The 25,607-nt window shown below is 74.4% G+C and carries 26 protein-coding genes and 1 pseudogene; 24 read left to right on the top strand and 3 right to left on the bottom strand.

Annotated features, from left to right (window positions below):
* Window positions 1-59: 59 nt before the first annotated feature.
* Window positions 60-551 carry an Lrp/AsnC family transcriptional regulator gene (locus Sdi02f_RS11130; RefSeq protein WP_108933182.1) on the top strand — a complete coding sequence of 164 codons (492 nt, stop codon included), beginning with the start codon at window positions 60-62 and terminating at the stop codon, window positions 549-551.
* Between the two features lie 42 nt (window positions 552-593).
* Window positions 594-2,507: an SMI1/KNR4 family protein gene (locus Sdi02f_RS11125; RefSeq protein WP_167458152.1), complete on the top strand. Its 1,914-nt coding sequence runs from the start codon at window positions 594-596 to the stop codon at window positions 2,505-2,507.
* Between the two features lie 99 nt (window positions 2,508-2,606).
* Here Sdi02f_RS11125 and Sdi02f_RS11120 read toward each other — a convergent pair whose 3' ends face one another.
* On the bottom strand, window positions 2,607-4,529 hold the full coding sequence (locus Sdi02f_RS11120) for an FAD-dependent oxidoreductase (protein ID WP_108933180.1): 1,923 nt from the start codon (window positions 4,527-4,529) through the stop codon (window positions 2,607-2,609).
* A 379-nt stretch (window positions 4,530-4,908) separates the two neighbouring features.
* Between Sdi02f_RS11120 and Sdi02f_RS11115 the strand changes: the two genes are divergently transcribed.
* The 11 genes from Sdi02f_RS11115 to Sdi02f_RS11065 all read left to right on the top strand — a co-directional run bounded on the left by Sdi02f_RS11115 (window position 4,909) and on the right by Sdi02f_RS11065 (window position 13,732).
* Entirely contained in the window at window positions 4,909-6,102 is a 1,194-nt protein-coding gene (locus tag Sdi02f_RS11115; RefSeq protein WP_108933179.1) for a SchA/CurD-like domain-containing protein, read from the top strand.
* A 113-nt stretch (window positions 6,103-6,215) separates the two neighbouring features.
* A complete protein-coding gene (locus Sdi02f_RS11110; RefSeq protein ID WP_030402763.1) occupies window positions 6,216-6,683 on the top strand; it encodes a cupin domain-containing protein in 468 nt (155 codons plus the stop codon).
* On the top strand, window positions 6,680-7,951 hold the full coding sequence (locus tag Sdi02f_RS11105; protein WP_030402764.1) for a beta-ketoacyl-[acyl-carrier-protein] synthase family protein: 1,272 nt from the start codon (window positions 6,680-6,682) through the stop codon (window positions 7,949-7,951). Before Sdi02f_RS11110 ends, Sdi02f_RS11105 begins: the two co-directional genes overlap by 4 nt.
* Entirely contained in the window at window positions 7,948-9,216 is a 1,269-nt protein-coding gene (locus tag Sdi02f_RS11100) for a ketosynthase chain-length factor (protein WP_030402765.1), read from the top strand. The genes Sdi02f_RS11105 and Sdi02f_RS11100 overlap by 4 nt, the downstream gene beginning before the upstream one ends.
* A gap of 72 nt (window positions 9,217-9,288) precedes the next feature.
* Window positions 9,289-9,558, top strand: a complete 270-nt coding sequence (locus Sdi02f_RS11095; protein ID WP_030402766.1) for an acyl carrier protein — start codon at window positions 9,289-9,291, stop codon at window positions 9,556-9,558.
* Window position 9,559: 1 nt separating this feature from the next.
* Window positions 9,560-10,039 (top strand): SRPBCC family protein, encoded by a 480-nt coding sequence (locus Sdi02f_RS11090; RefSeq protein WP_030402767.1) that lies wholly within the window; start codon window positions 9,560-9,562, stop codon window positions 10,037-10,039.
* 67 nt (window positions 10,040-10,106) lie between these two features.
* The gene (locus Sdi02f_RS11085) at window positions 10,107-10,442 is read left to right on the top strand and encodes a TcmI family type II polyketide cyclase (protein WP_030402768.1); all 336 of its coding nucleotides are present in this window, start codon (window positions 10,107-10,109) and stop codon (window positions 10,440-10,442) included.
* 223 nt (window positions 10,443-10,665) lie between these two features.
* Window positions 10,666-11,571 (top strand): DUF3152 domain-containing protein, encoded by a 906-nt coding sequence (locus tag Sdi02f_RS11080; protein WP_108933178.1) that lies wholly within the window; start codon window positions 10,666-10,668, stop codon window positions 11,569-11,571.
* A 72-nt stretch (window positions 11,572-11,643) separates the two neighbouring features.
* Entirely contained in the window at window positions 11,644-12,078 is a 435-nt protein-coding gene (locus Sdi02f_RS11075; protein WP_030402770.1) for a PPOX class F420-dependent oxidoreductase, read from the top strand.
* Between the two features lie 133 nt (window positions 12,079-12,211).
* Window positions 12,212-12,958 carry a DUF4142 domain-containing protein gene (locus tag Sdi02f_RS11070; protein WP_108933177.1) on the top strand — a complete coding sequence of 249 codons (747 nt, stop codon included), beginning with the start codon at window positions 12,212-12,214 and terminating at the stop codon, window positions 12,956-12,958.
* Window positions 12,959-13,168: 210 nt separating this feature from the next.
* Window positions 13,169-13,732 carry a hypothetical protein gene (locus Sdi02f_RS11065; RefSeq protein WP_108933176.1) on the top strand — a complete coding sequence of 188 codons (564 nt, stop codon included), beginning with the start codon at window positions 13,169-13,171 and terminating at the stop codon, window positions 13,730-13,732.
* 45 nt (window positions 13,733-13,777) lie between these two features.
* Here the strand turns inward: Sdi02f_RS11065 and ku are convergent, their stop codons facing one another.
* Entirely contained in the window at window positions 13,778-14,863 is a 1,086-nt protein-coding gene (ku, locus tag Sdi02f_RS11060) for a non-homologous end joining protein Ku (protein WP_167458151.1), read from the bottom strand.
* Between the two features lie 55 nt (window positions 14,864-14,918).
* Between ku and ligD the strand changes: the two genes are divergently transcribed.
* Window positions 14,919-15,800 (top strand): non-homologous end-joining DNA ligase, encoded by an 882-nt coding sequence (gene ligD / locus Sdi02f_RS11055; protein WP_030402774.1) that lies wholly within the window; start codon window positions 14,919-14,921, stop codon window positions 15,798-15,800.
* Window positions 15,801-15,813: 13 nt separating this feature from the next.
* Here the strand turns inward: ligD and Sdi02f_RS11050 are convergent, their stop codons facing one another.
* Entirely contained in the window at window positions 15,814-16,617 is an 804-nt protein-coding gene (locus tag Sdi02f_RS11050; RefSeq protein ID WP_108933174.1) for a nuclease-related domain-containing protein, read from the bottom strand.
* A gap of 133 nt (window positions 16,618-16,750) precedes the next feature.
* On the opposite strand from Sdi02f_RS11050, the gene Sdi02f_RS11045 reads away from it, so the two are divergent.
* From Sdi02f_RS11045 to Sdi02f_RS11000, 10 genes and pseudogenes are all read left to right on the top strand, one after another.
* Window positions 16,751-17,230, top strand: a complete 480-nt coding sequence (locus Sdi02f_RS11045; RefSeq protein ID WP_108933173.1) for a protein-tyrosine phosphatase family protein — start codon at window positions 16,751-16,753, stop codon at window positions 17,228-17,230.
* Between the two features lie 106 nt (window positions 17,231-17,336).
* On the top strand, window positions 17,337-18,137 hold the full coding sequence (locus tag Sdi02f_RS11040) for a hypothetical protein (protein ID WP_108933172.1): 801 nt from the start codon (window positions 17,337-17,339) through the stop codon (window positions 18,135-18,137).
* Window positions 18,134-19,378: an ATP-binding protein gene (locus tag Sdi02f_RS11035; RefSeq protein WP_108933171.1), complete on the top strand. Its 1,245-nt coding sequence runs from the start codon at window positions 18,134-18,136 to the stop codon at window positions 19,376-19,378. The genes Sdi02f_RS11040 and Sdi02f_RS11035 overlap by 4 nt, the downstream gene beginning before the upstream one ends.
* Window positions 19,379-19,507: 129 nt before the next feature.
* Window positions 19,508-19,969 (top strand): SH3 domain-containing protein, encoded by a 462-nt coding sequence (locus Sdi02f_RS11030; RefSeq protein ID WP_108933170.1) that lies wholly within the window; start codon window positions 19,508-19,510, stop codon window positions 19,967-19,969.
* A 43-nt stretch (window positions 19,970-20,012) separates the two neighbouring features.
* Window positions 20,013-21,386, top strand: coding sequence for an FtsW/RodA/SpoVE family cell cycle protein (locus Sdi02f_RS11025; protein ID WP_030402780.1), 1,374 nt, complete (start codon window positions 20,013-20,015; stop codon window positions 21,384-21,386).
* 16 nt (window positions 21,387-21,402) lie between these two features.
* Entirely contained in the window at window positions 21,403-22,860 is a 1,458-nt protein-coding gene (locus Sdi02f_RS11020) for a penicillin-binding transpeptidase domain-containing protein (RefSeq protein ID WP_108933169.1), read from the top strand.
* A gap of 68 nt (window positions 22,861-22,928) precedes the next feature.
* A pseudogene (locus Sdi02f_RS11015) lies at window positions 22,929-23,363 on the top strand (DUF3291 domain-containing protein); the annotation flags it as partial.
* 216 nt (window positions 23,364-23,579) lie between these two features.
* Window positions 23,580-24,518 (top strand): AurF N-oxygenase family protein, encoded by a 939-nt coding sequence (locus tag Sdi02f_RS11010; protein WP_030402782.1) that lies wholly within the window; start codon window positions 23,580-23,582, stop codon window positions 24,516-24,518.
* Between the two features lie 62 nt (window positions 24,519-24,580).
* Entirely contained in the window at window positions 24,581-25,234 is a 654-nt protein-coding gene (locus Sdi02f_RS11005; protein WP_030402783.1) for a TetR/AcrR family transcriptional regulator, read from the top strand.
* A gap of 30 nt (window positions 25,235-25,264) precedes the next feature.
* Window positions 25,265-25,588 carry a DUF8847 domain-containing protein gene (locus Sdi02f_RS11000; protein WP_031082695.1) on the top strand — a complete coding sequence of 108 codons (324 nt, stop codon included), beginning with the start codon at window positions 25,265-25,267 and terminating at the stop codon, window positions 25,586-25,588.
* Window positions 25,589-25,607 lie beyond the last annotated feature (19 nt).

Genomic DNA, 25,607 nt, shown 5'->3' with positions numbered 1-25,607 from the left:
TTCGGCAGGAACAGGGGCTTCGGGTTGCCTTTTCGGTGGCAGATCGGCAGGTGCGTACGGTGGCACGGCAGGGGCTCGACCGGCTCGACGGGCGGATGCTGCGGCTGCTCCGGGAGCGTCCGCGCGACGGGCTGCTGGAGATCGCCCGCCAACTCGGGGTGGCCCGCGGCACGTTGCAGGCACGGCTCGACCGGCTGGCCGGCGCCGGTGTCGTGACCGGATACGGGCCGGACGTGGACGTCGCCGCGCTCGGGCACGGGGTGCAGGCGTTCACGACGTTCGAGGTGGACCAGCCGGCCCGTGCGGCCATCGCGGCGCGTCTGCGGGCCGTTCCGCAGATCCTGGAGGCCCACGTCGTGACGGGGCCCGGCGACATCTGGTGCCGCATCGCGGGGACGAGCAACCAGCGCGTCCAGGAGGTGATCGACCACGTGCTCGCGGTTCCCGGGGTGCGGCGCAGTACGACGGTCATCGCGCTGAGTGCGGTCGTTCCCCCTCGCGTCCAGCCTCTGGTCGACGAGGTGTCCGGTCTGTCGGAACCCGGAGGATGACGCCACGGCCGCGTTGTCGGTGCCCGGTGACAGCATGCGGGCATGAGCGGTGTTTCTTCCTACGGGTCCTTCAACTGGCGCGGGTTCCTCGGGCGTTGGCAGGAGGAGTGGATGCCCCGGCCCGAAGGGGAGGCCGACGGCGGGCCCCGGTCCGTCGTCCTCGGGCGGGACGGGGCCGGTGAGGCGGCGATCGTCGCCGCGGAGGAGCGGTTGGGCCGGCGGTTGCCGCCGTCGTACCGGGAGTTCCTGGCCGTGAGCGACGGGTGGTTCGTGGACCAGACGGCCGGGGTCTACCGGCTCGGCGGCATCGCGGAGATCGACTGGTTCGGGGATCCGTACGACATGACGTCCGTGTACGAGGGTTTCCTGGACGACGAACCGTCGCGGGAGGCGGTCCTGCTGGCCGGGATGTGGCGGCGGGCGCTGCGGCTGGAGACGGACTCCGACGCGTCGTACGCGCTGCTCGACCCGGGCGACCGGGACGAGGACGGTGAGTGGGCGCTCTACGTCTACCAGGGCTGGAGCGGCGAGTTCCCGGACCGGTATCCGTCGTTCCGCGCCTACATGGAGGCCATGTACCGCCATTTCCACGCCACCCGGGCCGAGCGGTCCGACTTCGTGAACGCGACCACGCGTGAGCAGGACGGGCGAGTGGAGCGCGCGCGGTCGCTGGCCCTGCGGGGTCGGTACGAGGAGGCGGTGCCGCTGTTGGAGGAGGCGGCCGGGTTCGGGCGGCCGCACAGTGCCGTCCTGTTGAACCAGATACGGCATTTCCTGGCTCCGGGGCACTCCCGGGGCTACGGCAGTCTGGTGGCCGACGCGCGCTACCTGCCGGAGGTGCTGCCCGTGGAGGCCGTGGGGCCGGCGCAGGAGCAGTGGCGGGCGGGCGGTGACGAGCACTGGCTGGGGATGATGGCCGCCCGCGGCGCCGGGCGGGAGGCGGCCGAGGCCGTGCTGGGGGAGGTGCGGGACGGGACCTACCGCTATGCGCCCGCCGGTGCCTGGGGGCGGGCCGTCGGCGAGGCCCGGGAGGCAGCCCGGTGGGGTGCGTGCGACGCGGCGTGGCGGGTGCTGCGGGACGCGCTTCCGCGGTGGGAGCAGCCCGGGCCCCTGCTGATCGTTCCGCTCGGGCTGCTCGCCGATCCGGTGCTGGGGCCGCTGGTCACCGCGGAGCGGGGGCGGGAGCTGCTGGCGACGCCGCGGGCCGGGCACACGGGGCCCGCTCCCCAGGCGGTGCCCGCCCTCGACCCGCCGGGGCTCGCGTGGCTGGCGGAGCCCGCCCGGTTCCCCAGGTCGTTCGGTGGCGGGTACCGCTGTGTCTGGGTCGAGGGGGCCGAACCCGCGCGGCTGCCCGGGCTGATCGGGGAGGACGGGGCGGTGCTGAGCGGTCCCGTGCGGCCGTTCGACGCGGCCCGGGCGGCGCGCAGACCGCATGAGCGGGAGGACGAGGGCGTGGAGCTGTGGGAGGACCGGGCCGTGGTCGCCGCCGGGCGGGCCGAGGGGGCGTGGGCCTTCGCCTTCGACGGGTACGGCCTGCACCACATGAGTCAGCTGTTCCGGTCGCCGGTCACCGACGCCTCCGCGGCCGGGCGGGCCGTGGTGGTGTGGTGCGAGCCGGGGGGCGCGAGCGCCGGGGGCCGCCCGGACGCGTTCCACCTGTCCGTGGCCGAAGGGGGCGAGGAGCGGTACGCGTTCACCCTGTGGGGCTCGGAGGTCGAGCGCTCCGGGGCGATACCCGACGCCCTGGACCCGGACCGGTTGTTCCGCCCGGGGGATTCCGGGAACGAGGGGCATCGGCGGGCGCTCGACGCGCTGCACGGTGAACTCGGGCTGTCGCTGCCCCGCTTCGCGCTCACCGAGGGCAGGCTGCCCACCTTCACCACCCGGTCCTGGACGCGGGCGCCCCGTGAGGGCGAGGGGTTCGCCTACCTCGCCTTCGGCAGGGTGCGGCGGTGACGGCGCGGTGCGGCGTTGACGGCAGGGTGCGCCGTCGGGACGCCGGCCGGCTGAGGCGCCGGCCGGCGGGGTGTGCGTCGCCGGTTCGCACCGCGGGTCTCAGGCGCGGGCCAGTACCGTGCCCACCACCTGGCGCAGCATCGCCCGCGGGTCGGGGGCGGGGCCCGGGGAGCGCCAGGCCACGAAGCCGTCGGGGCGGACCAGGACGGCGCCGCCCCGGGTCACTCCGTGGGCCCGCGCCCAGTCGGTCTCCTCGTCGTCCGGGACCAGGTCGGCCCCGGCGCTCCCGCCCACGCGGTACGACGTCAGCGGGACCCGCATCTCCGCGGCCACCTCGGTCGCCGCCTCGTGCCAGCCGGTGGGCTGGGCGGCGTCGCTGAGCAGGACGAGGGAGTCCTCGTAGAGGTCCAGGGTGGACAGGCGCTCCTCGTCCCGGCGGAGCCAGAGGTGGGGGGCCCTGCTGCCGGGGGCGCCGGAGAGGTCGAGCCCCTCCGGGACCACCGGCGTCGCCGGGTCGGCGCCGACCACCGCGCCCTGGGGGTAGCGGTAGCCGAGGGCGACGTTGAGGATGCCGCGCTGCGGACCGCCTCCGGGAGCCCCGCCCGGACCGCCTCCGGGAGCCCCGTCCGGACCGCCGCGAGCCGCACCGCCTGGACCGCCGCCCGGCCCCCCGGGAGCACCCCCGGACGGCACGGACGCACCCGACGCACCCGACGCAACCCCGGGGGCACCCGGACCACCGGGGCCACCCGGACCACCGGGGCCACCGGGGCCGCCGGAGCCACCAGGACCACCGGGGCCACCGGGGGCGGCGCCGCCCCCACCGGGCCCTCCGCCCCCCATCACCGGCGGCGGTGCGAAGCCCGGGTGGCTGTGCTCGACCGAGCGGTGGGCGGCGCGGGCGCTGGTGGCCTCGGCGACCGGGCGGCGTTCCGTGTCGTAGGTGTCCAGGAGGGCCTCGCCCGCCCAGCCCTCCAGTACCGCCGCCAGCTTCCAGGCGAGGTTGTGGGCGTCCTGGATGCCGGTGTTGGAGCCGAAGGCGCCGGTGGGGGACATCTCGTGGGCCGAGTCGCCGGCCAGCAGGACGCGGCCGGAGCGGTAGCTGCGGGCGACGCGCTGGGCGGCGTGCCAGGGCGCCTTGCCGGTGATCTCGACGTCGAGGCCGGGGTCGCCGACGGCGCGGCGGATGTGGGCGGCGCAGCGCTCGTCGGTGAAGTCCTCCACCGTTTCGCCCTGGTCGGGGTGCCAGGGGGCGTGGAAGACCCAGTTCTCGCGGTTGTCCACGGGCAGGAGGGCGCCGTCGGCGTTCTCGTCCGTCAGGTAGCAGACGATGAAGCGGCGGTCGCCCACGACGTCGGCGAGGCGGCGGGAGCGGAAGGTGATGCTGACGTTGTGGAAGAGGTCGCCGGGGCCGCTCTGGCCGATGCCGAGCTGTTCGCGGACGGGGCTGCGGGGGCCGTCGGCGGCGACCAGGTAGTCCGCGCGGATGGTGGTGTGCTCGCCGGTCTCCCGGCTCTTCACGATCGCGGTGACGCCGTCGGCGTCGGCCTCGAAGGAGAGCATCTCGGTGCCGAAGCGGAGGTCGCCGCCGAGGGTGGCGGCGTGGGTGAGGAGTTCGGGTTCCAAGTCGTTCTGGCTGCACAGGCACCAGGAGCTGGGGCTGAAGCGGGCCAGTCCGTTGCCGGGGTCGATCTGCTTGAACAGCCACTCCCCCGCGTCACCGGCCAGGGTGGGCGTCTGGAGGATGCCGTGGTTGTCGGCCAGGGTGGCGGCGGCCCTGCGGATGTCCGGCTCGGCGCCGGCCACCCGGAAGATCTCCATCGTGCGGACGTTGTTGCCGCGCCCGCGGGGGTGGATGGAGGTGCCGGCGTGCCGCTCGACGAGGGTGTGCCGGACGCCCAGCCGGCCCAGGAAGACCGACATCGACAGGCCCACCAGGGACCCTCCGACGACGAGGACCGGGACACGGTGGGTCCGGTCGCCCCCGGGGGCGCCGCCGGACCGGTCGGCTCTTTCGTTCATGGTTGCTCGTCCTCCGTTGCGACAGACGTGGGTGACAGACGTGCGTGACAGACCTGTGGGACACACCTGCGGGACAGACCCGCGGGACAGACCCGCGGGACGGAACGCGCCCCGCGACGGACGCGCCTCCGCGACCGCTGTGCGTGAGGGACGGGCGCGCCCCGCGACCGGTGTGCGCCGGGGTCTTCATGCATGCCCCGTACGGCCCGTCGAGGCCCGCGGCGGCGCAGGCTTCACCCGCTTAACCCTCCTGGTTCGCGGAGCCCGCGGGCACGGCCCACGATCGTGCTTGTGCGACCGTCACACCCCGCCGGCACGGCGCGCGCCAGTGACGATCGCCCCAGTCCACGAGAAGTCCCCCGGAGAAGAGGTGGGCCGGATGACGGTCTCTCCCGTCGTAGCGACGGATGCCCCGACCACGGATGCCACGGACGCGACGGTCGCCACGGACACCACGTCCGTGGCGGCGGACGCGGGCGGCGTGTCGATATCCGCGTTCGACGGTTCCCGCGTACGGGTCGTCCTGATGCTGGACGTCCACGACGGCATGCAGCAGGAGTTCCTGGACGCCTACGAACGCATCCGCGACCGGGTCGCCGCCGTTCCGGGGCACGTCAGCGACCAGCTCTGCCAGTCCCTGGAGAACCCGACCCAGTGGCTGCTGACCAGCGAGTGGGAGAGCGCCGCGCCCTTCCTGGCCTGGGTCAACAGCGACGAGCACCTGGACACCGTCGAGCCCTTGCAGACCTGCGTCCGTGACACCCACTCGCTGCGCTACAGCGTCCTGCGGGAGACCGACGGCGGGCGCCCGGCACCCGGTGAGCCGCGCTCCGCGCCCCGCATCGGCGGCAACGTCGTGCGGCACGCCCTGACCTTCACCGTACGGCCCGGCAGCGAGGCGGAGACCGCCCGGCTGCTGTCCGAGTACGTGTCGCCCGAGGCCCACGTGGACGGCTCCACGCGGCTGCTGCGCACCTCGCTGTTCATGCAGGGCAACCGGATCGTGCGCGCGGTGGAGGTGCGGGGCGACCTGCAGACCGCGCTGCGCCACGTGGCCCGGCAGCCCGGGGTACGGGCCGTCGAGGAGGCCCTCAACCCGTACCTGGAGCAGGACCGGGACCTCGCCGACCCGCAGTCCGCCCGGCGGTTCTTCACCCGGGCCGCCATGCCGGCCGTCCACCACGCGGCGACCGGTGGGCGGGCCGGTGCGCGCATCGAGCGGCTCGCGCTGCTCTACCCGGTGCGCGCCGGCGCGGGCGGGGAACTGGCCCGGCTGCTGGCCCGGCAGGACGCGTCGGCCGCGCAGGACCCGGCGGGTCCCGTGCTGGCGGCCACCGTCTTCCACCGCGACGACCTCGTCGTACGGCTCGTCGACGTGGCCGGTGATCCCGAGTCCGCGCCCGCCGCCGTGCTGGGCCTGCACGGGGCCGAGGGCGCCGCGGCCGCCGAGCGGCTGCTGGACGTCGCCGCGGCCGGCGTCGAGGGGTCGCCGGCCGAGCCCGCGACGCTGTCCCGGCTGCTGACCCGGCTCCGTATGACGCCTCTGACCGACCGGAGTTCGGCCGGTTCCTGAGGAGCCCTCCCCGGCGGTGTGCCCGCCGGTCCGCGTGGACCCGTTCCCGCCCCTCTCCGCACCGTCCCTCCCCCTTCTCCCCCACTTCCTCCCGTCTCCCCGGAGTGAACGACATGACAGACCAGCAGGTACGCATCGTCTCCCTCGGCGACATCGCGCCGAACCGCCGCCGCGGCGGAGACCTCCGCGCTCTCCTCACGCCCACCACCGCCGGTTCGACCAGCGGCTTCATGGGCGTGGCCATCGTGCAGCCCGGCGACCGCATCGCCGAGCACTACCACCCGTACTCCGAGGAGTTCGTGTACGTCACGGAGGGCGCCCTCGAAGTGGACCTGGACGGGGTGCCGCACTCGCTCGCCACCGGGCAGGGGCTGCTGATCCCGCAGGACATGCGCCACCGTTTCCGCAACACGGGTGACGTCGAGGCGCGGCTCGTCTTCCACCTGGGGCCGCTGGCCCCGCGGCCGGAGCTGGGCCACGTCGACACGGAGGACGCGGAGGGCAACGCGCTCCCGTGCGACGGGGCCCACGGCCACGCCGCGCACGAGCGGCCCGCCCCCGCGGCCGAGGTGGTGTCATGACCCGGCGGAGGGTCGCCGTCACGGGCATAGGCGTCGTCGCCCCGGGCGGGATCGGCGTGCCCCAGTTCTGGGGGCTGCTGTCCGAAGGCCGTACGGCGACGCGCCGCATCTCCCTGTTCGACCCGGCCGGGCTGCGGTCGCAGATCGCCGCCGAGTGCGACTTCGAGCCCGCCGACCACGGGCTCGGCCTCGCCACGGCCCAACGCTGCGACCGGTACGTGCAGTTCGCGCTGGTGGCCGCCTCGGAGGCGGTCCGGGACGCGAACCTCGACATGAACCGCGAGGACCCCTGGCGGACCGGCGCGACCCTCGGCACGGCGGTCGGCGGCACCACCCGGCTGGAACACGACTACGTGCTGGTCAGTGAGCGCGGCACGCGCTGGGACGTCGACGACCGGCGGGCCGAGCCGCACCTGGAGCGCGCGTTCACGCCCGCCACCCTCTCCTCCGCGGTCGCCGAGGAGTTCGGGGTGCGCGGACCGGTGCAGACCGTCTCCACCGGGTGCACGTCCGGCCTCGACGCGGTCGGGTACGCCTTTCACGCGGTCGCCGAGGGACGCGTCGACGTGTGCCTGGCGGGCGCGTCGGACTCGCCGATATCGCCGATCACGATGGCCTGCTTCGACGCCATCAAGGCGACCTCGCCCAACAACGACGACCCCGCGCACGCCTCCCGCCCCTTCGACGCCGACCGCAACGGCTTCGTGATGGGCGAGGGCGCGGCGGTGCTGGTCCTGGAGGACCTGGAGCACGCCCGGGCCCGGGGCGCGGACGTGTACTGCGAGATCTCCGGCTACGCCACGTTCGGCAACGCGTACCACATGACCGGGCTCACCAAGGAGGGCCTGGAGATGGCGCGGGCCATCGACACGGCGCTGGACATGGCCCGCCTCGACGGCTCCGCGATCGACTACGTCAACGCGCACGGCTCCGGCACGCAGCAGAACGACCGGCACGAGACCGCGGCCGTCAAGCGCTCGCTGGGCGAGCACGCCTACGCGACGCCGATGAGCTCGATCAAGTCGATGGTCGGCCACTCGCTGGGGGCGATCGGCTCGATCGAACTGGCCGCGTGCGTGCTGGCGATGGCCCACCAGGTGGTGCCGCCGACGGCCAACTACACGACCCCCGACCCCGAGTGCGACCTGGACTACGTGCCGCGGGAGGCACGGGAGCGGACGCTGCGGCACGTGCTGTCGGTGGGCAGCGGCTTCGGCGGCTTCCAGTCCGCGGTCGTGCTGAGCGGCAGTGAAGGAGGGCTGCGATGAGCGGACCAGGACAGACCAAGGGCGGGCCCCGGCGCGCGGTCGTCACCGGCCTGGGCGTGGTGTCCCCGCACGGCACCGGCGTCGAGGCGCACTGGAAGGCGGTCGCCGACGGCACCAGCAGTCTCGGTCCCGTCACCCGGGAGGGCTGCGCGCACCTGCCGCTGCGGGTCGCGGGCGAGGTGCACGGCTTCGACGCGGCCGAGACGGTCGAGGACCGCTTCCTCGTCCAGACCGACCGGTTCACGCACTTCGCGCTGGCCGCCACCCAGCACGCCCTGGCCGACGCCCGGTTCGGCCGGGCGGACGTCGACTCGCCGTTCACGGTCGGCGTGGTCACCGCGGCCGGTTCGGGCGGTGGCGAGTTCGGGCAGCGGGAGCTGCAGAACCTGTGGGGCCAGGGCTCGCGGCACGTCGGCCCGTACCAGTCGATCGCCTGGTTCTACGCGGCCAGCACGGGCCAGGTCTCCATACGCAACGACTTCAAGGGTCCCTGCGGGGTCGTGGCCGCCGACGAGGCGGGCGGTCTGGACGCCCTGGCACACGCGGCGCTGGCCGTGCGCAACGGCACCGACACGGTGGTCTGCGGCGCGACGGAGGCTCCGTTGGCCCCGTACTCGATCGTCTGCCAGCTCGGCTACCCCGAGCTGAGCCGGTCCGCCGAACCCGACCGTGCCTACCGCCCGTTCACCGATGCGGCCTGCGGGTTCGCGCCGGCCGAGGGCGGGGCCGTACTCCTCGTGGAGGACGAGACGGCGGCCCGGGAGCGCGGCGCGGACGTGCGGGCGACGGTGGCCGGGCACGCGGCGACCTTCACCGGACCCGGGCGCTGGGAGCTCTCCCGCCAGGGCCTGGCCCGCGCGATCGAGGGCGCCCTGGCCGAGGCGGGCTGCCGGCCGGAGGACGTGGACGTGGTCTTCGCGGACGCCCTCGGGGTCCCGGAGGCCGACCGGGCCGAGGCCCTGGCCCTGGCCGACGCGCTGGGCCCGCACGCCGCGCGGGTGCCGGTGACCGCGCCCAAGACGGGGACCGGACGGGCGTACTGCGCGGCGCCGGTGCTGGACGTGGCGACGGCGGTGCTCGCGATGGAGCACGGGCTGGTCCCGCCGACCCCGCACGTGGCCGACGTGTGCCACGACCTGGACGTGGTGACCGGCCGGGCCCGCCCGGCCGAGCCGCGCACGGCCCTGGTCCTGGCGCGCGGCCTCATGGGGTCCAACTCGGCGCTCGTCCTGCGCCGGGGCACCGTGCCGCCCGCGGGCCGCTGACCCCGGGCCCGACCGACCACCGAGGGCCACGGAGAACGTCCGTGGCCTGCCAACCGAGTCAAGGAGGACACCATGACCGAGCAACTGGACCACGAGGTGACCGTCGAGGAGCTGTCGGCGCTGATGAAGCGCACCGCCGGCGTGCACGTCGACCCGGCCACCCTCCGGCAGCAGGCCGACGACGGTTTCGACACCTTCGGCCTGGACTCCCTCGGCCTGCTGGGCATCGTGGCCGAGCTGGAGAAGCGGTACGGCCTGGGCCTGCCCGAGCAGGCCGAGCGCTGCAAGACGCCCGCCGATTTCCTCGCGCTGGTCAACGGCGCCCTGAAGACGGGAGTGTGACATGGCAGGGCACACCGACAACGAGATCACCATCGCCGCCCCGATGGAGCTGGTCTGGAACATGACCAACGACATCGAGAAGTGGCCCGGGCTGTTCAGCGAGTACGCCTCCGTGGAGGTGCTCGACCGCGACGGGGACAAGGTGACCTTCCGGCTCACCATGCACCCGGACGCCGACGGCAAGGTGTGGAGCTGGGTCTCCGAGCGGGTCGCCGACCCCGTCACCCGCACCGTCCGCGCCCACCGGGTCGAGACCGGCCCCTTCCAGTACATGAACATCGTCTGGGAGTACGCCGAGACCGCCGAGGGCACCGTCATGCGCTGGACGCAGGACTTCGCGATGAAGCCGGACGCGCCCGTGGACGACGCCTGGATGACGGACAACATCAACCGCAACTCGCGTACGCAGATGGCGCTGATCCGGGACCGGATCGAGCAGGCGGCGGGCGAGCGGCGCACCGCGTCGGTGCTCGCCGACTGAGACCGGCCCCCCAGCACGGACCGGCACCGACCGGCACCGACCGACCTCGGCGAAGGGCAGTACCCCCATGCACCACACACTGATCGTCGCCCGGATGGCACCCGGCGCGGCACCGGACATCGCGAAGGTGTTCGCGGAGTCCGACAGCGGCGAACTGCCGCACCTGGTCGGCGTCAACCGGCGCAGCCTCTTCGAGTTCGGCGACGGCGTGTACCTGCACCTCATCGAGAGCGACGAGGACCCGGCCCCCACCATCGGCAGGCTGACCGGCCACCCGGAGTTCCGCCGGGTCAGCGAGCGGCTCGAGCCGTACGTCTCGGCGTACGACCCGGCGACCTGGCGCGGTCCGAAGGACGCGATGGCGCGCTGCTTCTACCGCTGGGAGCGGACCCCCGCCGGCTGACGGCACCGCCCCCGCGCGCCGGGGTCACCCGCGGAAACGGGTGACCCCGGCGAAGACGTTTCCGGAGGCCGATCGGTTGCCTTCAGCAATCGAATGTCCGCGTGAGAAGGGACACCTCGGAAACCGTGACGTTTTCGTACGTCCGTCCGCTTGGATCTTGGGGGTACAACAGCACAGCGATGCGCCGTGCGTGCCCCGACGACCAGCAGAGAGGACGCACGCCGTGGGCCGATCCACCGCCCGCCGGGCCAGCCGGAGAACCGGAGGCGACGGTGCGGGGCACAGATCCCGCTCCCGCAGACGCAGACGCCGCGGACCCGCCCGCGCGGTCCTGGCCTGCGTCGCCCTGGGGGCCGTCCTGCTCACCGCGGGTGCCGCCGTGGCGTACTGGCGGGAGACCCGGCCGCCGGTGACGGACGACCAGGTGGCCGACGTCACGGACGCCCTGGACGCCTCGACCAGAACGCCCTCCGCCTCCTCCTCCCCCTCCCCCTCGTCGTCCGTGACGGCCTCCACGTCGCCCTCGGCCTCTCCCTCGGCCTCTCCCTCGACCATCGCCATTCCGGCGACCGGTCCCGGCACCTTCGTCACCGCCCAGGCCGACGGCACGACCGTGGGCACCGGCAGTCGCGTACGCCGCTACAAGGTCCTGGTGGAGGAGGGCATCGACGTCCGGCCCGGTGCGGCGGCCGACGAGATAGCCGAGGTGCTCGCCGACCGGCGCGGCTGGACCCGGGACGGGACCAACTCCTTCCGTCTGGTCAGCAGCGGTTCGTACGACTTCGTGGTGAAGATCGCCACGCCGGGCACCGTGGACAAGATCTGCGGCGCGGCGGGGCTGCTCACGCGGGGCGAGGTCAACTGCAGCGTCGGCACGGACGTCGTGGTGAACCTCAAGCGCTGGGTGCTGGGTTCGCCGGAGTTCGACGGCCCGATCCACGAGTACCGGGCGCTGATCGTCAACCACGAGGTCGGCCACCGCATCGGCCACGGCCACGAGACCTGCCCCGGCGCCGGGCGGCCCGCCCCGGCGATGATGCAGCAGATCAAGGGCCTCAAGGGGTGCGTCGCCAACGCCTGGCCCTACGACGAGTCCGGCACCTACCTGAGCGGCCCCTCGGTGCCCTGAGCCGGCCGCGGCGGCGCTGTTCGGGGGACGGTTCGCAGGACAGGCCGCGCCCCGCGGGGTGATGATCGGCTCATGACCACCACACCGCGCTTCGATCCCCGAACCCTGCTGGCGACGAGTCGGCTCGGCGTCCTGGCGACGATCAAGTCGGACGGCCGCCCGCAGCTCTCCCCCGTGATGCCCGCCTACGACGAGGCGGCCGGCGTCATCCGGGTGTCGACGCGCGAAGGGCTCGCCAAGACGGCGAACCTGCGCCGGGACCCGCGGGCCACGCTGGAGGTGACCGCCCCGGACGGCAGGTCCTGGGCCACCGCCGAGGGCGTCGCCACCCTCACCGGGCCGGGCACCGACCCGCACGGGCCGGAGGTCGAGGCCCTGGTGGCGTACTACCGCGCCGCGTCCGGGGAGCACCCGGACTGGGACGAGTACCGGGCGACGATGGTGTCCGACCGCCGGGTGCTGCTCACCATCGCGGTCGAGCGCGTGTACGGCGCCGCCCTCGGCTGAACCGGCCCGGCGGCCGTCCGGGGCGCGCAAGTTCTGTGCCGGGCGGTGATAGATCCGCCCGCCGTTTCCGTACCTCCTGGCGTCACCGGGACGCGCACGCGTGCGCGTCCCCCGCGTCGCCCCTGGAGGCACCATGCGCCTGTCCCGAAGCAGGATCGGAGTCCTCGTCCTGTTCGGTGCGATGACCCTGACCCTCACCGCGCTGGCCTTCCCGGCCGTGCTCGGTCTGGACAAGCCCGACGGCGACCAGAACCGGGTGGTGGCCAGTACGAGGTTCGGCCCGCTGACCGAGGCGGACCGCGACTTCGTGGTCAAGGTCCGTGCCGCCGGGCTGTGGGAGTACCCGCTGGGCGAGATGGTGAGGGAGCGCGGTACGACGCAGGCGATGAGGACGGCCGGGGAGCACCTGGTCGTCGGGCACGCCGGTCTCGACGCGAAGTGCCGCGAGATCGCCCCCGAGTTGGGCATCACCCTGCCCAACCGGGCCTCCCCGCAGCAGGAGGGCTTCGTGGCGACGGTGGACGCCAGGAGCGGCAAGGAGTTCGACTCGGCGGCGGTCAACATCATGCGGGTGACGCACGGCCAGATCTTCCCCGCCATCGCCACCATCCGGGCCGCCACCAAGAACACGCTCGTGCGGCAGTTGGCGGACCTGGCCAACGACACCGTCCTGGACCACATCACGGTGCTGGAGAAGACCGGCCTGGTCGAGTACGACCGGGTCACCTTCCAGCAGACCGGACCGGCGAAGCTGCCCCGGGAGAAGGTCACCCCGCCCCCGCCGCAGCCGGGCGAGCAGGTGCGGGTGCTGAAGCCGCGGCCCGACCTGAACGTGAACACGGCGTCCCCGGCGCCGGCTCCGTCTCCGGCGGCCCCCTGAATCCGGGGCGCCCCCGGGGGCGGGCACCATCACGACCGCGTCACGACCGGCGGCGGGGGGAACGGGCCCCGCGCCCCGCGCGTTCTTAGGGGTTGGCGGCCGACGGAGTCCGCCGGGCCATGACCATCCGGCGCCGGGACCGGTGGCGGGCGGGCCGTCACCCTCCGCCGCCCTCGCCCGCCCGGGGCCGACCACAGGAAGAGCGGGACCATGACAGCTTCCGGACCGGGCGGCGACGCCCCTCAGGGGCCGGACGGCACGCCGACCGTGCCCGAGTACGTCTGGCGGCTCTTCCTGGAGGACGACGAACGCGCCATCCGCGCCTCCGCCCCCAGGGAGCCCGCCGCCCGGGACCGGCTCCCCGGGCGGCCGCCGGAGCCCCCTGCGGACCGGCCGGGCGAGGCCCTCGCCCCTGCTCCCGTTCCCACGGTCGGCGAGGCGTGGCGCGCGGAGGACACATGGGCGGGTCCCGCCTGGCGCGAGCTGGACGGCCGGGCCCGGGCGCGGCGGATCGGCCGGGTGCTCGGCACGGCCGCCGCGGCCGCCCTCGCCCTGACCGCGTGGTCGCACCTGTCCACCGACCCGGTCGTCCCGGACGGCGGACCCGCCGAAACGATCGGGCAGCGCCTGGAGGAGAGCCCCACCCTGCCCACGGCGGGCTCGCTCCCGGATGCCGCCGTGCCCACGCCGTCCGGCGACGCGAGTCCCGCCGTCTTCGAGCCCGCCCCGTCCGCGACACCCGGGGCGTCCGGCTCCCCGTGGACCATCAACTGAACGGCTGTCCGACGACCTGCCGTCCGGGCGGCGGGGGTCCGCGCGTCAGGCGCTGCGCCTGCGGGACGCCGTCTTCTTGGCCGTGCTCCTGCCGGTGCTCCTGGCGCTCTCCTTGGCCGTGCTGCGGCCCGCGGCCTTCTTGGCGGTGCCCTTGGCCGCCGTCTTCTTCGCGGGCGCGGACGCGCCGGACTTCGCCGTCGACTTCTTCGGCTCCGCCTTCTTCGCCGCCGTCTTCTTCGCGGCCGTGGAGGTGGACTTCTTGCCCCCGGTCTCCTTGGGGGTCCGGCGGGAGGCGGTCTTGCGCTGCGACAGGGACCTGACCTCGGCCTCCTCGTCGGTGCCGCCGCCCTCGCCCCCGCGGGACTCGCGGGCCGCCCGCACGCTGCTCTCCAGGGCGGCCATCAGGTCCAGCACCTTCCCGGGGGCCGCCTCCTCGCGGGACTCCGGGGGCCGCTCCCCGGCAGCCTTGGCGGCGACGACCTCCTCGACGGCCTCCCGGTACTCGTCGTGCAGGTCGTCCAGGTCGATCTCGCCGAGGGTGTCCATGAGGGCGTCCGCGAGGTCCAGTTCCTGGTCGCGCACGGTGACGCCGCCCTCCGGGGCGACGCCCTCGGGGGCCCGGACCTCGTCCGGCCACAGCAGGCCGTGCATCGCGATGGCGTCGCCGACGACCCGGAGCATGCCGAGGCGTTCCCGGCCGCGCAGCGCGAACTTGGCGATCGCGACCCGGTTGCTGCGCTTGAGCGCCTCGCGCAGCAGTGTGTACGGCTTGGCGGCGGGCGCGCCGCTCGCCGCGAGGTAGTAGGCCGAGCCCATCTGGAGCGGGTCGATGCGGTCCTCGGGCACGAAGGCCACGATCTCGATCGTGCGGGCCGTCGGGATCGGGAGCTGGGAGAGGTCCTCGTCGGTGATCGGGATCATCGCGCCGTCGGCGTCCTCGTAGGCCTTGCCGATCTCGGCCTGGGTGACCTCGCGGTCCTCCAGTTCGCACACCTTGCGGTAGCGGATCCGGCCGCCGTCCTCCGTGTGGATCTGACGGAAGGAGACCGCGTGGCTCTCGGTCGCGTTCACCAGCTTGATCGGGATGCTGACCAGGCCGAAGGAGATGGCGCCGTTCCAGATGGATCGCACGTGCAGCACCGTTCCTCTCGGGCATTTCGTCGCTGTTTTATGAGATTGTCATGATATGGCGCCGATGACGGAAGTGGAGGGGCGGCGGGTGGCCCTCAGCAACCTGGACAAGGTGCTGTATCCCGCGGCCGGCCTCACCAAGGGCGAGCTGCTGCACTACTACGCGACGACCGCTCAGGTGCTGCTGCCGCACCTGCGGGACCGTCCGGTCTCCTTCCTGCGGTATCCGGACGGCCCGGACGGCCAGGTGTTCTTCACCAAGAACGTGCCGCCGGGTACGCCCGAGTGGGTCACCACGGCCGAGGTGCCGCGCTCGGAGGGCCCGGCCCGGATGGTGCTGGTGCAGGACCTGGCGAGCCTGATGTGGGCGGCGAACCTGGTGACCGAGTTCCACACCCACCAGTGGACCGCCGGGGACCCCGGCGAGGCCGACCGGCTGGTGTTCGACCTGGACCCCGGGGCGCCCGCGACCGTGGTGCAGTGCTGCGAGGTCGCGCTGTGGCTGCGGGACCGGCTGGCGGCGGACGGCGTCGAGGCGTACGCCAAGACGTCGGGGGCCAAGGGCCTGCACCTGCTGGCGGGCGTGCGGGGCGCCTCCTCGGAGCGGGTGTCGGAGTACGCGAAGGCGCTGGCGGTGGAGGCGGAGAAGGCGCTGCCCGCGCTGGTGGTGCACCGGATGACGCGCAGCCTGCGGCCGGGGAAGGTGTTCGTGGACTGGAGCCAGAACGCCGCCCGCAAGACCACGGCCGCCCCCTACACCGTGCGGGCGCGCGACGTACCGGCGGTGTCCACCCCGGTGACGTGGGACGAGGTCGCCGGGTGCGGGCGGGCGGAGCAGTTCGTCTTCCGGACCGCGGACGTGGGGCCCCGGGTGGAGGACTACGGCGACCTGCTCGCGCCGCTCTTCGACCGGGGGCGGGCGGCAGTACTGCCCTGACCCCGGGCGCGGTTCACAGGCGGGCCCAGGTGGCGCGGTCGCGGGCCACGGCGTGCAGGGCCTCCACGTCCGCCGGTTTCAGCATGCCGCCCGTCCGGGCCAGCCGCGGCAGCTCGCGGTCCGTGAGGACGCGCACGGAGCGCGGCGGGGCGGTGAGGCTCACGCGCGCGGGCTCGACCAGGACGAGGACGGGACGCACCTGGGCGGTCAGGGCGTACGAGGCCCGGTCGGCGTCGGCGCGGACCCGGCGCAGCAGGGGAAGCGGTGCGCCGCGGCCCAGCGTCACCAGGGGGTCGGCGACCCGCACCCGGTGCCTGCGGGCGGGCAGCACGTGGAGGGCGAAGAGGCCCCCGGGTCCGATCAGCAGGTGGTGGACGCGGTCGCCGCCGGGCAGCGGGAGGGAGTGCAGGGTGTGCCAGCCGGCGCCGTCGAGGCGGTCGAGCGCCTCCCCCGTCGCCTGCTCGGCGGCCAGCGCCCGGCGGCGCGGGTCGGGGCGCAGCCGGTGCGCCGGGCCGGGTTCGCGCTCCAGGGCGACCAGGAGCGCCTCGCCGGGCCGGTTGGGGGCGAGGTCGTCGTCCGGGTGGAGGGCGAGCCGGGCCAGCTCGGCCGGGGTCGGGACCGGGGGCGGGCCGACGGTCACCGGGCCGGTGAGGAAGGGGGCCAGGGCCCGCAGGACCTCCTCCCGGCGGTCGTCGCCCAGCAGGTTGACGCGGGCCGCCTCCCGGTCGTACCAGGCGACGTTCGCGCCGTCCGGGAGGCAGACGTAGAGCCGTTCCCGGCCGTGCCGCCGGGTCGGTACGACGCGCAGTCCGTCCACGCACAACACCCCTCTCCATGGGACCAGGAGGGGTGCTGCCGGGGCAAGAACCCGGTTACCTTTGAGGGGAATCGGGCAAGCCCTGGGCGGGACTGGGGAGGTGCCTGTGCGAACCCGTGGGGAAGGTCCGGACGTGCCGGCTCCGGACCGGCCGTGGGACGAGATCGTGCCGGGTCTGTGGATGGGCGGGCACGAGTTCCGGCGGGCGGCCGGGCGGCTGGAGTTCGCCGTCGTGCGGGACGAGTTCGACCTCGTGCAGACGCTGCTGCGACTGCCGGGGCACGGCCCGGACGAGGACGTCGAGCACCATGTGTGGCCCATCCCCGACGGTCCCCTGGACGGCACGCAGCTCGCCGGGGTGATCCGGCTGGGGGAGGCGGCGGGCGAGGCCCTGGACGAGGGCCGCAAGGTGCTCGTCCGCTGTTATCACGGCTACAACCGTTCCGGTCTCGTCGTCGCGCACGCGCTGATGCGCCGGGGCTGCGGCGCCGAGGACGCGATCCGGCTGATCCGCACCCGGCGCTCGCCCTGGGCGCTGCACAACGACCTGTTCGTGGCCTACCTGCGGGCGGGGCTGGCCGCCGTACGGCTGCTGGAGGACCTGGCCGAGTAGCCCGGCGGGCCCGTGCGCACGCAAAATGGTCTTCCGTACGAAGACGCGTACGGCGACGCCCGCTGCCCCGCAGACGCCGATCGCCGATCCCGACCCCAGGAGTGCAGTGCTCCCGAGCCGCCGCGGGCGCCCCGCCCGCGTCTCCGCCGCCCTCGCGCTGCTCCTGGCGACCGCGGCCGCCGCCGGGACGCTGGCCGCCTGCGGGGACACCGGCGGGCTGCGTGCCGCCGGGGCGACGCCCCCCGCACGGGATCCGGCCCGGCTCTGGCCCGGCCTGACGCCGGCGTCGAGTCCGGCGTACGACATCGGCGAGGTGGAGCACGCGGTGGTCGAGGGCGTCGCCGTGCCCGGGGGCGACATCCGCAGGGTGGACCCGGTGGCCGCGGTGCGGGCCGAGATCGCCGCGCACCCGGAGGACTACGCGGGCGCGAAGGCGCCGTACCACGAGACGTCCGGGCGGATGGCGGACTGCGGACAGGGGGCCGGGGACGCGGCCGGCCGCTGCCCGGTGCTGCGGCCGTACTACCGCGACCTGACCGGCGACGGGCGCCCCGAGATGACGCTGGGGTTCCGGCTGCTGCCGGAGAAGCTGACCGCCGTACGCGTGTACACCGTCGAGAAGGGCCGGCTGGTGCGGGTCATGTCGTACCAGGACGCCGTGAGCGCGGTCGAGCTGGCCGGGCGGACGGTGATCGTCCGCTCGCCCTCGGAGGTGGCCGGCTACGAGTACCGCCTGCAGTGGACCTGGGCCCCGGACCAGCGGGCCATGCTGCTGACCAGCGACGAGATGCTGCGCACCGACGACGGCGGACGGCACACGAGGCGTCCGTCCGCATCGGCGTCGCCGTCACCGTCGCCCTCGCCGTCCGGTTCTCCCTCCGCGTCGTCCCCGGCGAGCGCCCGGTGAGGCTCGCCCTCCCCCGGTGGGCCGGGCCGCTGGCGGTGAAGGCGGCCGTCTTCATCACCGTGATGTGCTGCGCGCTCGCCGCGCTGCTCGGCGTCCTGGTGCACGTCTCGGTCACCGACCGGACCGTCGGCCAGGCGCGTGACGTCGCCCTGGCCCGGCTGCGGGACGCGACGGAGTCCTACGAGGCCGGGGACCCGCTGCGGCGCGGGGCCGGCGTCGATCCGCCGGGGCTGCCGCGAGCCCTGCGCGAGCTGGCCGTGTCGGGGCGGCGCGGCACGATGGTCGCCGAGTACGAGGGGCGCCCCACGATGTGGGCGGCGGGCCCCGCCGACGGCGGCCGGGCCCTGGCGGTGCGGGTCGACCACTCCCAGGGCCGGGCCACCATCGAGGGCCTGGACCACACCCTGGTGTGGGCGTCGGGACTGGCGATCGGGGCGACGCTGCTGGTCGGCGCGTTCGCGGTGACGCGGGTGACGCGGCGGCTGCACACGACGGCGCGGGTGGCGCGGCGGATCAGCGCGGGCGACCTCGACGCACGGGTCGGCGATCCGCGCGCACAGGATCCGACGCGCCCGCAGGACGAGGTGGCGTCGGTCGCCGCCGCGCTGGACTCCATGGCGTCGTCCCTGCAGGGCAAGCTGCTGGCCGAGCAGCGGTTCACCGCCGACGTGGCGCACGAGCTGCGCACCCCGCTCACCGGTCTGCACGCGGCGGCCGAGCTGCTGCCGCCGGGCCGCCCCACCGAGCTGGTGCGGGACCGGGTGGCGGCGCTGCGCACGCTGACCGAGGACCTGCTGGAGATCTCCCGGCTGGAGAGCGGGCGGGAGCGGCTGGAGACGGAGCCGGAGGAGCTGGGCGCGCTGGCCCGGCGGGTGGTACGGGGCTCGGGCACCGACACGCGGGTGGACGTCGCACGGGACGCCCGGGTGGAGACCGACCGGCGGCGCCTGGAGCGGGTGCTGGGCAACCTGGTCACCAACGCGCACCGGCACGGGCGGGGGCCGGTGGTGCTGACGGTGGACGGTGCGGTGATCACCGTGCGGGACCACGGGGACGGCTATCCGGAGTACCTGCTCGCGCACGGGCCCCAGCGCTTTCGCACCGAGGGCGGGACCAAGGGGCACGGCCTGGGGCTGACCATCGCGCTGGGACAGGCCGAGGTGCTCGGGGCGCGGCTGGAGTTCACCAACCCGCCGGACGGCGGGGCGCTGGCCCGGCTGACGCTGCCCCACCGGCCCTGACCCGGCCCCGTCCGCGGCCCGGCCGCGGTGCCCGCACCGATGGCTCAGTGCGGCGGGCGGTGCCCTGCGGGCGCTCCTAATGTGGCGGTTAGTCACCTGAAGACCTGTTCGCTCCCGGGAGGTACTCCCATGCCGCACCCGCCCGCACCGGCCTCGCGCTTCCCGCTGGTCCGCGGCCTCGCCGCCGCCCTCGCGGCCGGCGCACCCGCCACCGCCGTCGCCGTCACGCCCGCCGTCGCGCACGACGGCCGGGGCGAGGACGCGGACTCCGCGCCCGCCGTCACCGGCGGCGGAAACGGTGACGGATGCGGCGACGGCGACGCGTGGGGCGGGGGCGACGGCCGCCAGGAGCGGCAGGGCCGCTACCGGGGCGTCGTGACGGCCGAGCGGCTCGCCCTGCGCACCTCGCCGAGCCGGGGGCCGGAGGTCAGCCGTCACGCCCGCCGGGGCGAGGTCGTCTCGATCCACTGCAAGACGCCCGGCCCGAAGGTCCGGGGCAACCCCCTCTGGTACCTCCTCACGGACGGCACCGGGGCCTGGGACGCTGCCCGTTCCATCGACACCGTCGGCCCCGCGCCGCGCTGGTGCTGAACCAGACGCCGCGCAGACCATCACATCTGGGTAAGTTCCGGACATGACCAAGGCCGGAACCGGAACCGGACTCACCGTGGCACAGGCGGACACCCCCGCTCCCGTCGCCCGTCTCCCCCGGCGCCGGGGGATCGAACTCGCGCTGATCCTGCTGGCCGTCCTGCTGTCGGTGTTCGGCTACTGCAACGTCGGCCTCGCGCGGCACGACGCCCTCCCGCCCGGCGCCGCCGGTTACGGCGCCGGGCTCGGGGTGCTCGCCCTCCTCGCCCACCTGGCGGTGCGGCTGCGCGCCCCGTACGCGGACCCGCTGCTGCTGCCCATCGGCGTGCTGCTCAACGGCCTCGGCCTGGTGCTGATCTACCGGCTCGACCTGGAGACGCCGGGCGACCGGGCGGCACCGGCCCAGCTGGTGTGGTCGACGCTGGGTGTCGCCCTGTTCATCGTGGTCGTCCTGCTCCTGCGCGACCACCGCGTCCTGCAGCGCTACGCCTACGTGTGCGTCGCCGCCGCGCTCGCGCTGCTCACGGTGCCGATCCTCTTCCCGGCGGTGAACGGCGCGCGCATCTGGATCCGGATCGCGGACTTCTCCATCCAGCCCGGCGAGTTCGCCAAGGTGCTGCTCGCGGTGTTCTTCGCCGCCTACCTGGCCGCCAACCGCAGCGCGCTGGCGTACGCGGGGCGCAGGGTGTGGCGGCTGCAGTTGCCCACCGGGCGGGTGCTGGGCCCGATCCTCGCGGTGTGGCTGGTCAGCGTCGGCGTGCTGGTCCTGGAGCGCGACCTGGGCACCTCGCTGCTCTTCTTCGGCCTGTTCGTGGTCCTGCTCTACGTCGCCACCGGCCGCACCGGCTGGATCGCCGTCGGTCTGCTGCTGGCCTCGCTGGGCGCGGTCGCGGTGGGCTGGCTGGAGCCGCACGTGCACAGCCGGGTGGAGGACTGGCTGCACCCCTTCGCGTCCATCGAGGCGGGCCACGGCCCGAACCAACTGGCCCAGTCGCTCTTCGCGTTCGCGGCGGGCGGGGTGACCGGCACGGGCCTCGGCCTCGGCCATTCGGTCCTGATCGGCTTCGCCGTCAAGTCGGACTTCATCCTGGCGACGGCCGGGGAGGAGCTGGGCTTCCTCGGCCTGACCGCCGTCTTCCTGCTGTACGGGCTGCTGGTGGAACGCGGCTACCGGGCCGGGCTCGGCGCCCGCGACCCCTTCGGGCGGCTGCTGGCCGTCGGCCTCTCCTCGATCGTGGCGCTCCAGGTGTTCGTCATCGCGGGCGGGGTGACCGGGCTGATCCCGCTGACCGGCATGGCGATGCCGTTCCTGGCCCAAGGCGGTTCCTCCGTCGTCACCAACTGGGCGATCGTGGCGCTGCTGATCCGGGTGAGCCACGCGGCCCGCAGCCAGGCCGGCGGGCGGGCGGAGCCGTGAGCGGGGAGCGGGTCCGGTGACCCGGAACATCCGGCACGCGGCCGTCTTCTGCGCCCTGCTGCTGGTCGCCCTGGTGGTCAACGCGGCCCGGGTGCAGATCGTCCAGGCCCCGGAGTACGACGACAACCCGGCCAACCGCCGCCCCGACATCGCCCGTTACCAGCAGCCGCGCGGCGACATCCTGGTCGGCGGCAAGGCGGTCACCGGCTCCCGGGACACGGGCGAGCACCTGCGCTACGAGCGGACGTACGCGAACGGGCCGATGTACGCGCCGGTCACCGGCTTCGCCTCGCAGGCGTACGGGACGACGCTGCTGGAGCACGCCGAGGACGGCCTGCTGTCCGGCGCCGACCCGATGCTCGCGCCGCTGCCGCTGTGGAACGACGTCACGGGCGCCCCCAACCCGGGCGGCGACGTCGTGACGACGATCGACGGGGCCGCGCAGCGGGCGGCGTTCGAGGGGCTCGGAGGGCGCAAGGGGGCGGTGGCCGCGATCGAGCCGGCCACGGGCCGCGTCCTGGCCCTGGTCTCCACCCCTTCCTACGACCCCCAGTCGCTGTCCGGCAACAGCGCGGCCGCCACCCGTACCTGGAACCGGCTCAACGCCGACCCGGACAAGCCGATGCTCAACCGGGCGGTGAGCCGGACCTATCCGCCGGGGTCGACCTTCAAGGTGGTCACCGCGGCGGCGGCGCTGGACTCGGGGGTGATCCGCGACCTGGACGCGCCGACCCGCTCCCCCGACCCGTACACGCTGCCCGGGACGCGGACGAAGCTGACCAACGAGTCCGACGGGTGCCGCGACGCCTCGCTGCGGGAGGCGTTCGAGTGGTCCTGCAACACGGTGTTCGCCAAGCTCGGCGTGGACGTGGGGGTGCGCGGCATGACGTCGACGGCGGAGGCCTTCGGCTTCAACGACGACGGGCTGCGGGTCCCCTTCCCCGTCGCGCGCAGCAGCTTCGACACCTCGGTGGACCGGGCGCAGCTCGGACTGTCCTCGATCGGGCAGTACAACACCCGGGCGACGCCCCTGCAGATGGCGATGGTGGCGGCGGCGGTCGCGGGCGGCGGCCAGGTGCGCCAGCCGTACCTGGTGGAGCGGACGACGCGGGCGGGCGGGAGCCTGGTGGCGGCGGCCGGGTCGCGTCCCTCCCGGGAGGTGATGCGCCCCTCGACGGCGGCGCTGCTCAAGGAGCTGATGACCGGCGTCGTGGACAACGGCACGGGCGCGAAGGCCGCGATCCCGGGTGCGACCGTGGGCGGCAAGACCGGCACGGCCCAGCACGGGGTGGGCAACTCGGGCACGCCGTACGCGTGGTTCATCTCCTGGGCGCGGGGCGACGGGGACGCGGAGCCCCGGGTCGCGGTCGCGGTGGTGGTCGAGGGCTCGGCGGCGGACCGGGAGGGCGTCAGCGGGGGCGGGCTGGCGGCGCCGATCGCGCGGGGGGTGATGGAGGCGGTGCTCGGCGGGTGAGGGAGGCGGTGCTCGGCGGGTGAGACGGGGGTACCGCACCGCACGGCCACCGCCCTGACCTCCGGTACATGGCTGACGCCGCCTGCGAACTCGCCCAGGTCGACATCGCCCGCCTCAACGCCCCGCTGGACTCCCCGCGGTTGAAGGACTTCGTGGACGCGCTCGATCCGGTCAACGCCTCCGCCGACGCCGCGGACGGCTTCGTGCGGCGCCTGCGGAGCGAGGGCGGGGACGCGACCGACATCCCCGTCTTCGGCGACGCCCGGCCGATCGTCGACCTGACGGTCCGGCGCGACGCGGACGCGCTGACCGCGTTCATGCACCCGGGGCGGCACCGGGAGATGCCGGCGTGGCGCAGGGAGTGGTTCGAGAAGCCGGCCGAGGCCGTCACCACCCTGGGGTGGGTGCCGGCGGGCCACCGTCCGACGGTCGCGGAGGCGGAGTCCCGGCTGCTCCACCTGCGCAGCCACGGCCCGACGCCGTACGCCTTCACCCTGCGGACGTCCTGCCCCGCCGGAGCCTCGGTGCCGGTGGCGGGCGAGGTGCCGGAGGGGCTGGGCTGCTCGGTCTGGACACCTGAGCACCTCTCACTTCTTTACTCGCAGTCAACAAGTTCCGCGCAGGGGATTGACGGGCTTGCTGACAGGCAGTCTCATAAGACGGAGCAAGGTGGAGTGACCGCGGGTAACACGATCCGTTCGACGAGGTGGGACACAGTCATGACGACCCTGACGGAAGCCGACGCGCTCGAGGGCCTGCGCGACGCGCTCGGCCTGCTCAAGGACCGGGAGCAGGTGGCCGAACGGCTGCTCGACTCGTCCGCCAAGCACTCCTTCGACCCGGACAAGGAGCTGGACTGGGACGCGCCGTTCGAGGACGGCAAGTGGTTCTGGCCGCCGGAGCTGGTGTCGCTGTACGACACCCCGATGTGGCAGCGGATGAGCGAGGAGCAGCGCATCCTGCTCTCCCAGCACGAGGCCGCCGCGCTCGCCTCGCTCGGCATCTGGTTCGAGCTGATCCTGATGCAGCTCCTGGTCCGGCACATCTACGACAAGTCGGCGACCAGCGCCCACGTGCGCTACGCGCTCACCGAGATCGAGGACGAGTGCCGGCACTCGAAGATGTTCGCCCGGCTGATATCGCGCGGCGGGACCCCGTGGTACCCGGTGAGCCCGGTCCACCAGCACCTGGGGCGCCTGTTCAAGACGATCTCCACCACGCCCGGTTCCTTCACCGCCACGCTGCTCGGCGAGGAGGTCCTGGACTGGATGCAGCGGCTGACCTTCCCGGACGAGCGGGTCCAGCCGCTGATCCGGGGCGTCACGCGCATCCACGTCGTGGAGGAGGCGCGGCACGTGCGGTACGCCCGCGAGGAGCTGCGCCGGCAGATGGTGACGGCACCGAAGTGGTCCCAGGAGTTCACGCGGGTCACCTCCGGCGAGTTCGCCCGCGTCTTCTCCATCGCCTTCATCAACCCGGAGGTCTACACGAACGTCGGCCTCGACAAGCGCGAGGCCCTGGCCCAGGTCAAGGCCAGCGGCCACCGCAAGGAGATCATGCAGACCGGCGCGAAGCGCCTGACGGACTTCCTGGACGACATCGGCGTCCTGCGCGGCGTCGGCCGGAAGCTGTGGCGGTCGTCGGGGCTGCTGGCCTAGTCGGGCCGGTCGGCTCCGCCGGCATGAGGGAGCGCCCGGTTGGGCGGGTTACGCTGCGGTTCATGACCCCGCAGGCCTCCACCCCCGCCTACCGCCGCCTCAGCGTCGAGGAGCGCCGCGTCCAGCTGCTGGACGCGGCGCTCGTCCTCTTCGCGCACCGGCCCCCGGAGGAGGTCTCCCTGGACGACGTGGCCGAGCAGGCCGGGGTCTCGCGGCCGCTGGTGTACCGGTACTTCCCCGGCGGCAAGCAGCAGCTCTACGAGGCCGCGCTCGGCTCCGCCGCCGCCGAGCTGCGCCTGTGCTTCGACGAGCCCCGGGTGGGCCCGCTGCTGGCCCGGCTCTCCCGCGCGCTGGACCGCTACCTCGCCTTCGTCGACGAGCACGACACCGGCTTCAGCGCCCTGCTGCGGGGCGGCAGCGTGGTCGAGACCTCGCAGACCTCGGGCATCGTGGACGGCGTCCGCCGGGCCGCCGCCGAGCACATCCTGAGCCACCTGGACGTCGCCGCGCCGGGCCCCCGGCTGCGGATGACCGTCCGGATGTGGATCACTGCGGTGGAGGCGGCCTCGCTGATCTGGCTCGACGAGGACAAGCAGCCGCCCGTCGACGAGCTGCGGGAGTGGCTGGTGGAGCAGTTCCTCGCCGTGCTGACGGTCACCGCGCGCCGCGACCCGCAGACCGCCGGACTGGTCGAGGCACTCGCGGCGGACCTCTGACCCGGTGCGCCGATCACCGACACTGGTGCCGTGAAGAGCGAAGACACCCCCTTCGAGGGCGGCCCCATGGACGGACGCGTGCTGCCCGTCCTGGTCGGGATGACCGGGCACCCGCCGAAGACGTACCGCATCCCCGTGCCGGACCCGGACGGCGGCCCGCCCACCGTCCTGGTGTACCGCAGGGAGCCCCGGGACGCCCGGGGCGGGCTGCGGTTCGCCCGCTGGAAGTACACGTACGACCCCACGGGCCGAAAGGGCTCCGGCCGGAAGTGGCCCTGGTCGAAGCCGGGCCCCCCGGCAGCCTCCGATCCAGACGCCACGCCGCGCGGCAAGCCGGACGACGCGGACGGGTGACCCGGTTGCGCCGATCCGC

The sequence above is a fragment of the Streptomyces ardesiacus genome (genome assembly GCF_003112575.1).
Classification (GTDB): Bacteria; Actinomycetota; Actinomycetes; order Streptomycetales; family Streptomycetaceae; genus Streptomyces; species Streptomyces ardesiacus.
The sequence above is the reverse complement of the archived record's forward strand: the minus strand, read 5'-3'. Positions and strand labels throughout refer to the sequence as shown.

Bases quoted from the DNA above. Each gene is read 5' to 3' on its own strand.
- Sdi02f_RS11075 (WP_030402770.1), top strand. From the start codon at position 11,644: ATGACCACCACACCGCGCTTCGATCCCCGAACCCTGCTGGCGACGAGT.
- Sdi02f_RS11005 (WP_030402783.1), top strand. From the start codon at position 24,581: ATGACCCCGCAGGCCTCCACCCCCGCCTACCGCCGCCTCAGCGTCGAG.
- ligD (WP_030402774.1), top strand. From the start codon at position 14,919: ATGGCGCCGATGACGGAAGTGGAGGGGCGGCGGGTGGCCCTCAGCAAC.
- Sdi02f_RS11090 (WP_030402767.1), top strand. From the start codon at position 9,560: ATGGCAGGGCACACCGACAACGAGATCACCATCGCCGCCCCGATGGAG.
- Sdi02f_RS11070 (WP_108933177.1), top strand. From the start codon at position 12,212: ATGCGCCTGTCCCGAAGCAGGATCGGAGTCCTCGTCCTGTTCGGTGCG.
- Sdi02f_RS11095 (WP_030402766.1), top strand. From the start codon at position 9,289: ATGACCGAGCAACTGGACCACGAGGTGACCGTCGAGGAGCTGTCGGCG.
- Sdi02f_RS11120 (WP_108933180.1), bottom strand. From the start codon at position 4,529: ATGAACGAAAGAGCCGACCGGTCCGGCGGCGCCCCCGGGGGCGACCGG.
- Sdi02f_RS11030 (WP_108933170.1), top strand. From the start codon at position 19,508: ATGCCGCACCCGCCCGCACCGGCCTCGCGCTTCCCGCTGGTCCGCGGC.
- Sdi02f_RS11085 (WP_030402768.1), top strand. From the start codon at position 10,107: ATGCACCACACACTGATCGTCGCCCGGATGGCACCCGGCGCGGCACCG.
- Sdi02f_RS11125 (WP_167458152.1), top strand. From the start codon at position 594: ATGAGCGGTGTTTCTTCCTACGGGTCCTTCAACTGGCGCGGGTTCCTC.
- Sdi02f_RS11110 (WP_030402763.1), top strand. From the start codon at position 6,216: ATGACAGACCAGCAGGTACGCATCGTCTCCCTCGGCGACATCGCGCCG.
- Sdi02f_RS11065 (WP_108933176.1), top strand. From the start codon at position 13,169: ATGACAGCTTCCGGACCGGGCGGCGACGCCCCTCAGGGGCCGGACGGC.
- Sdi02f_RS11010 (WP_030402782.1), top strand. From the start codon at position 23,580: ATGACGACCCTGACGGAAGCCGACGCGCTCGAGGGCCTGCGCGACGCG.
- Sdi02f_RS11105 (WP_030402764.1), top strand. From the start codon at position 6,680: ATGACCCGGCGGAGGGTCGCCGTCACGGGCATAGGCGTCGTCGCCCCG.
- Sdi02f_RS11100 (WP_030402765.1), top strand. From the start codon at position 7,948: ATGAGCGGACCAGGACAGACCAAGGGCGGGCCCCGGCGCGCGGTCGTC.
- Sdi02f_RS11025 (WP_030402780.1), top strand. From the start codon at position 20,013: ATGACCAAGGCCGGAACCGGAACCGGACTCACCGTGGCACAGGCGGAC.
- Sdi02f_RS11115 (WP_108933179.1), top strand. From the start codon at position 4,909: ATGACGGTCTCTCCCGTCGTAGCGACGGATGCCCCGACCACGGATGCC.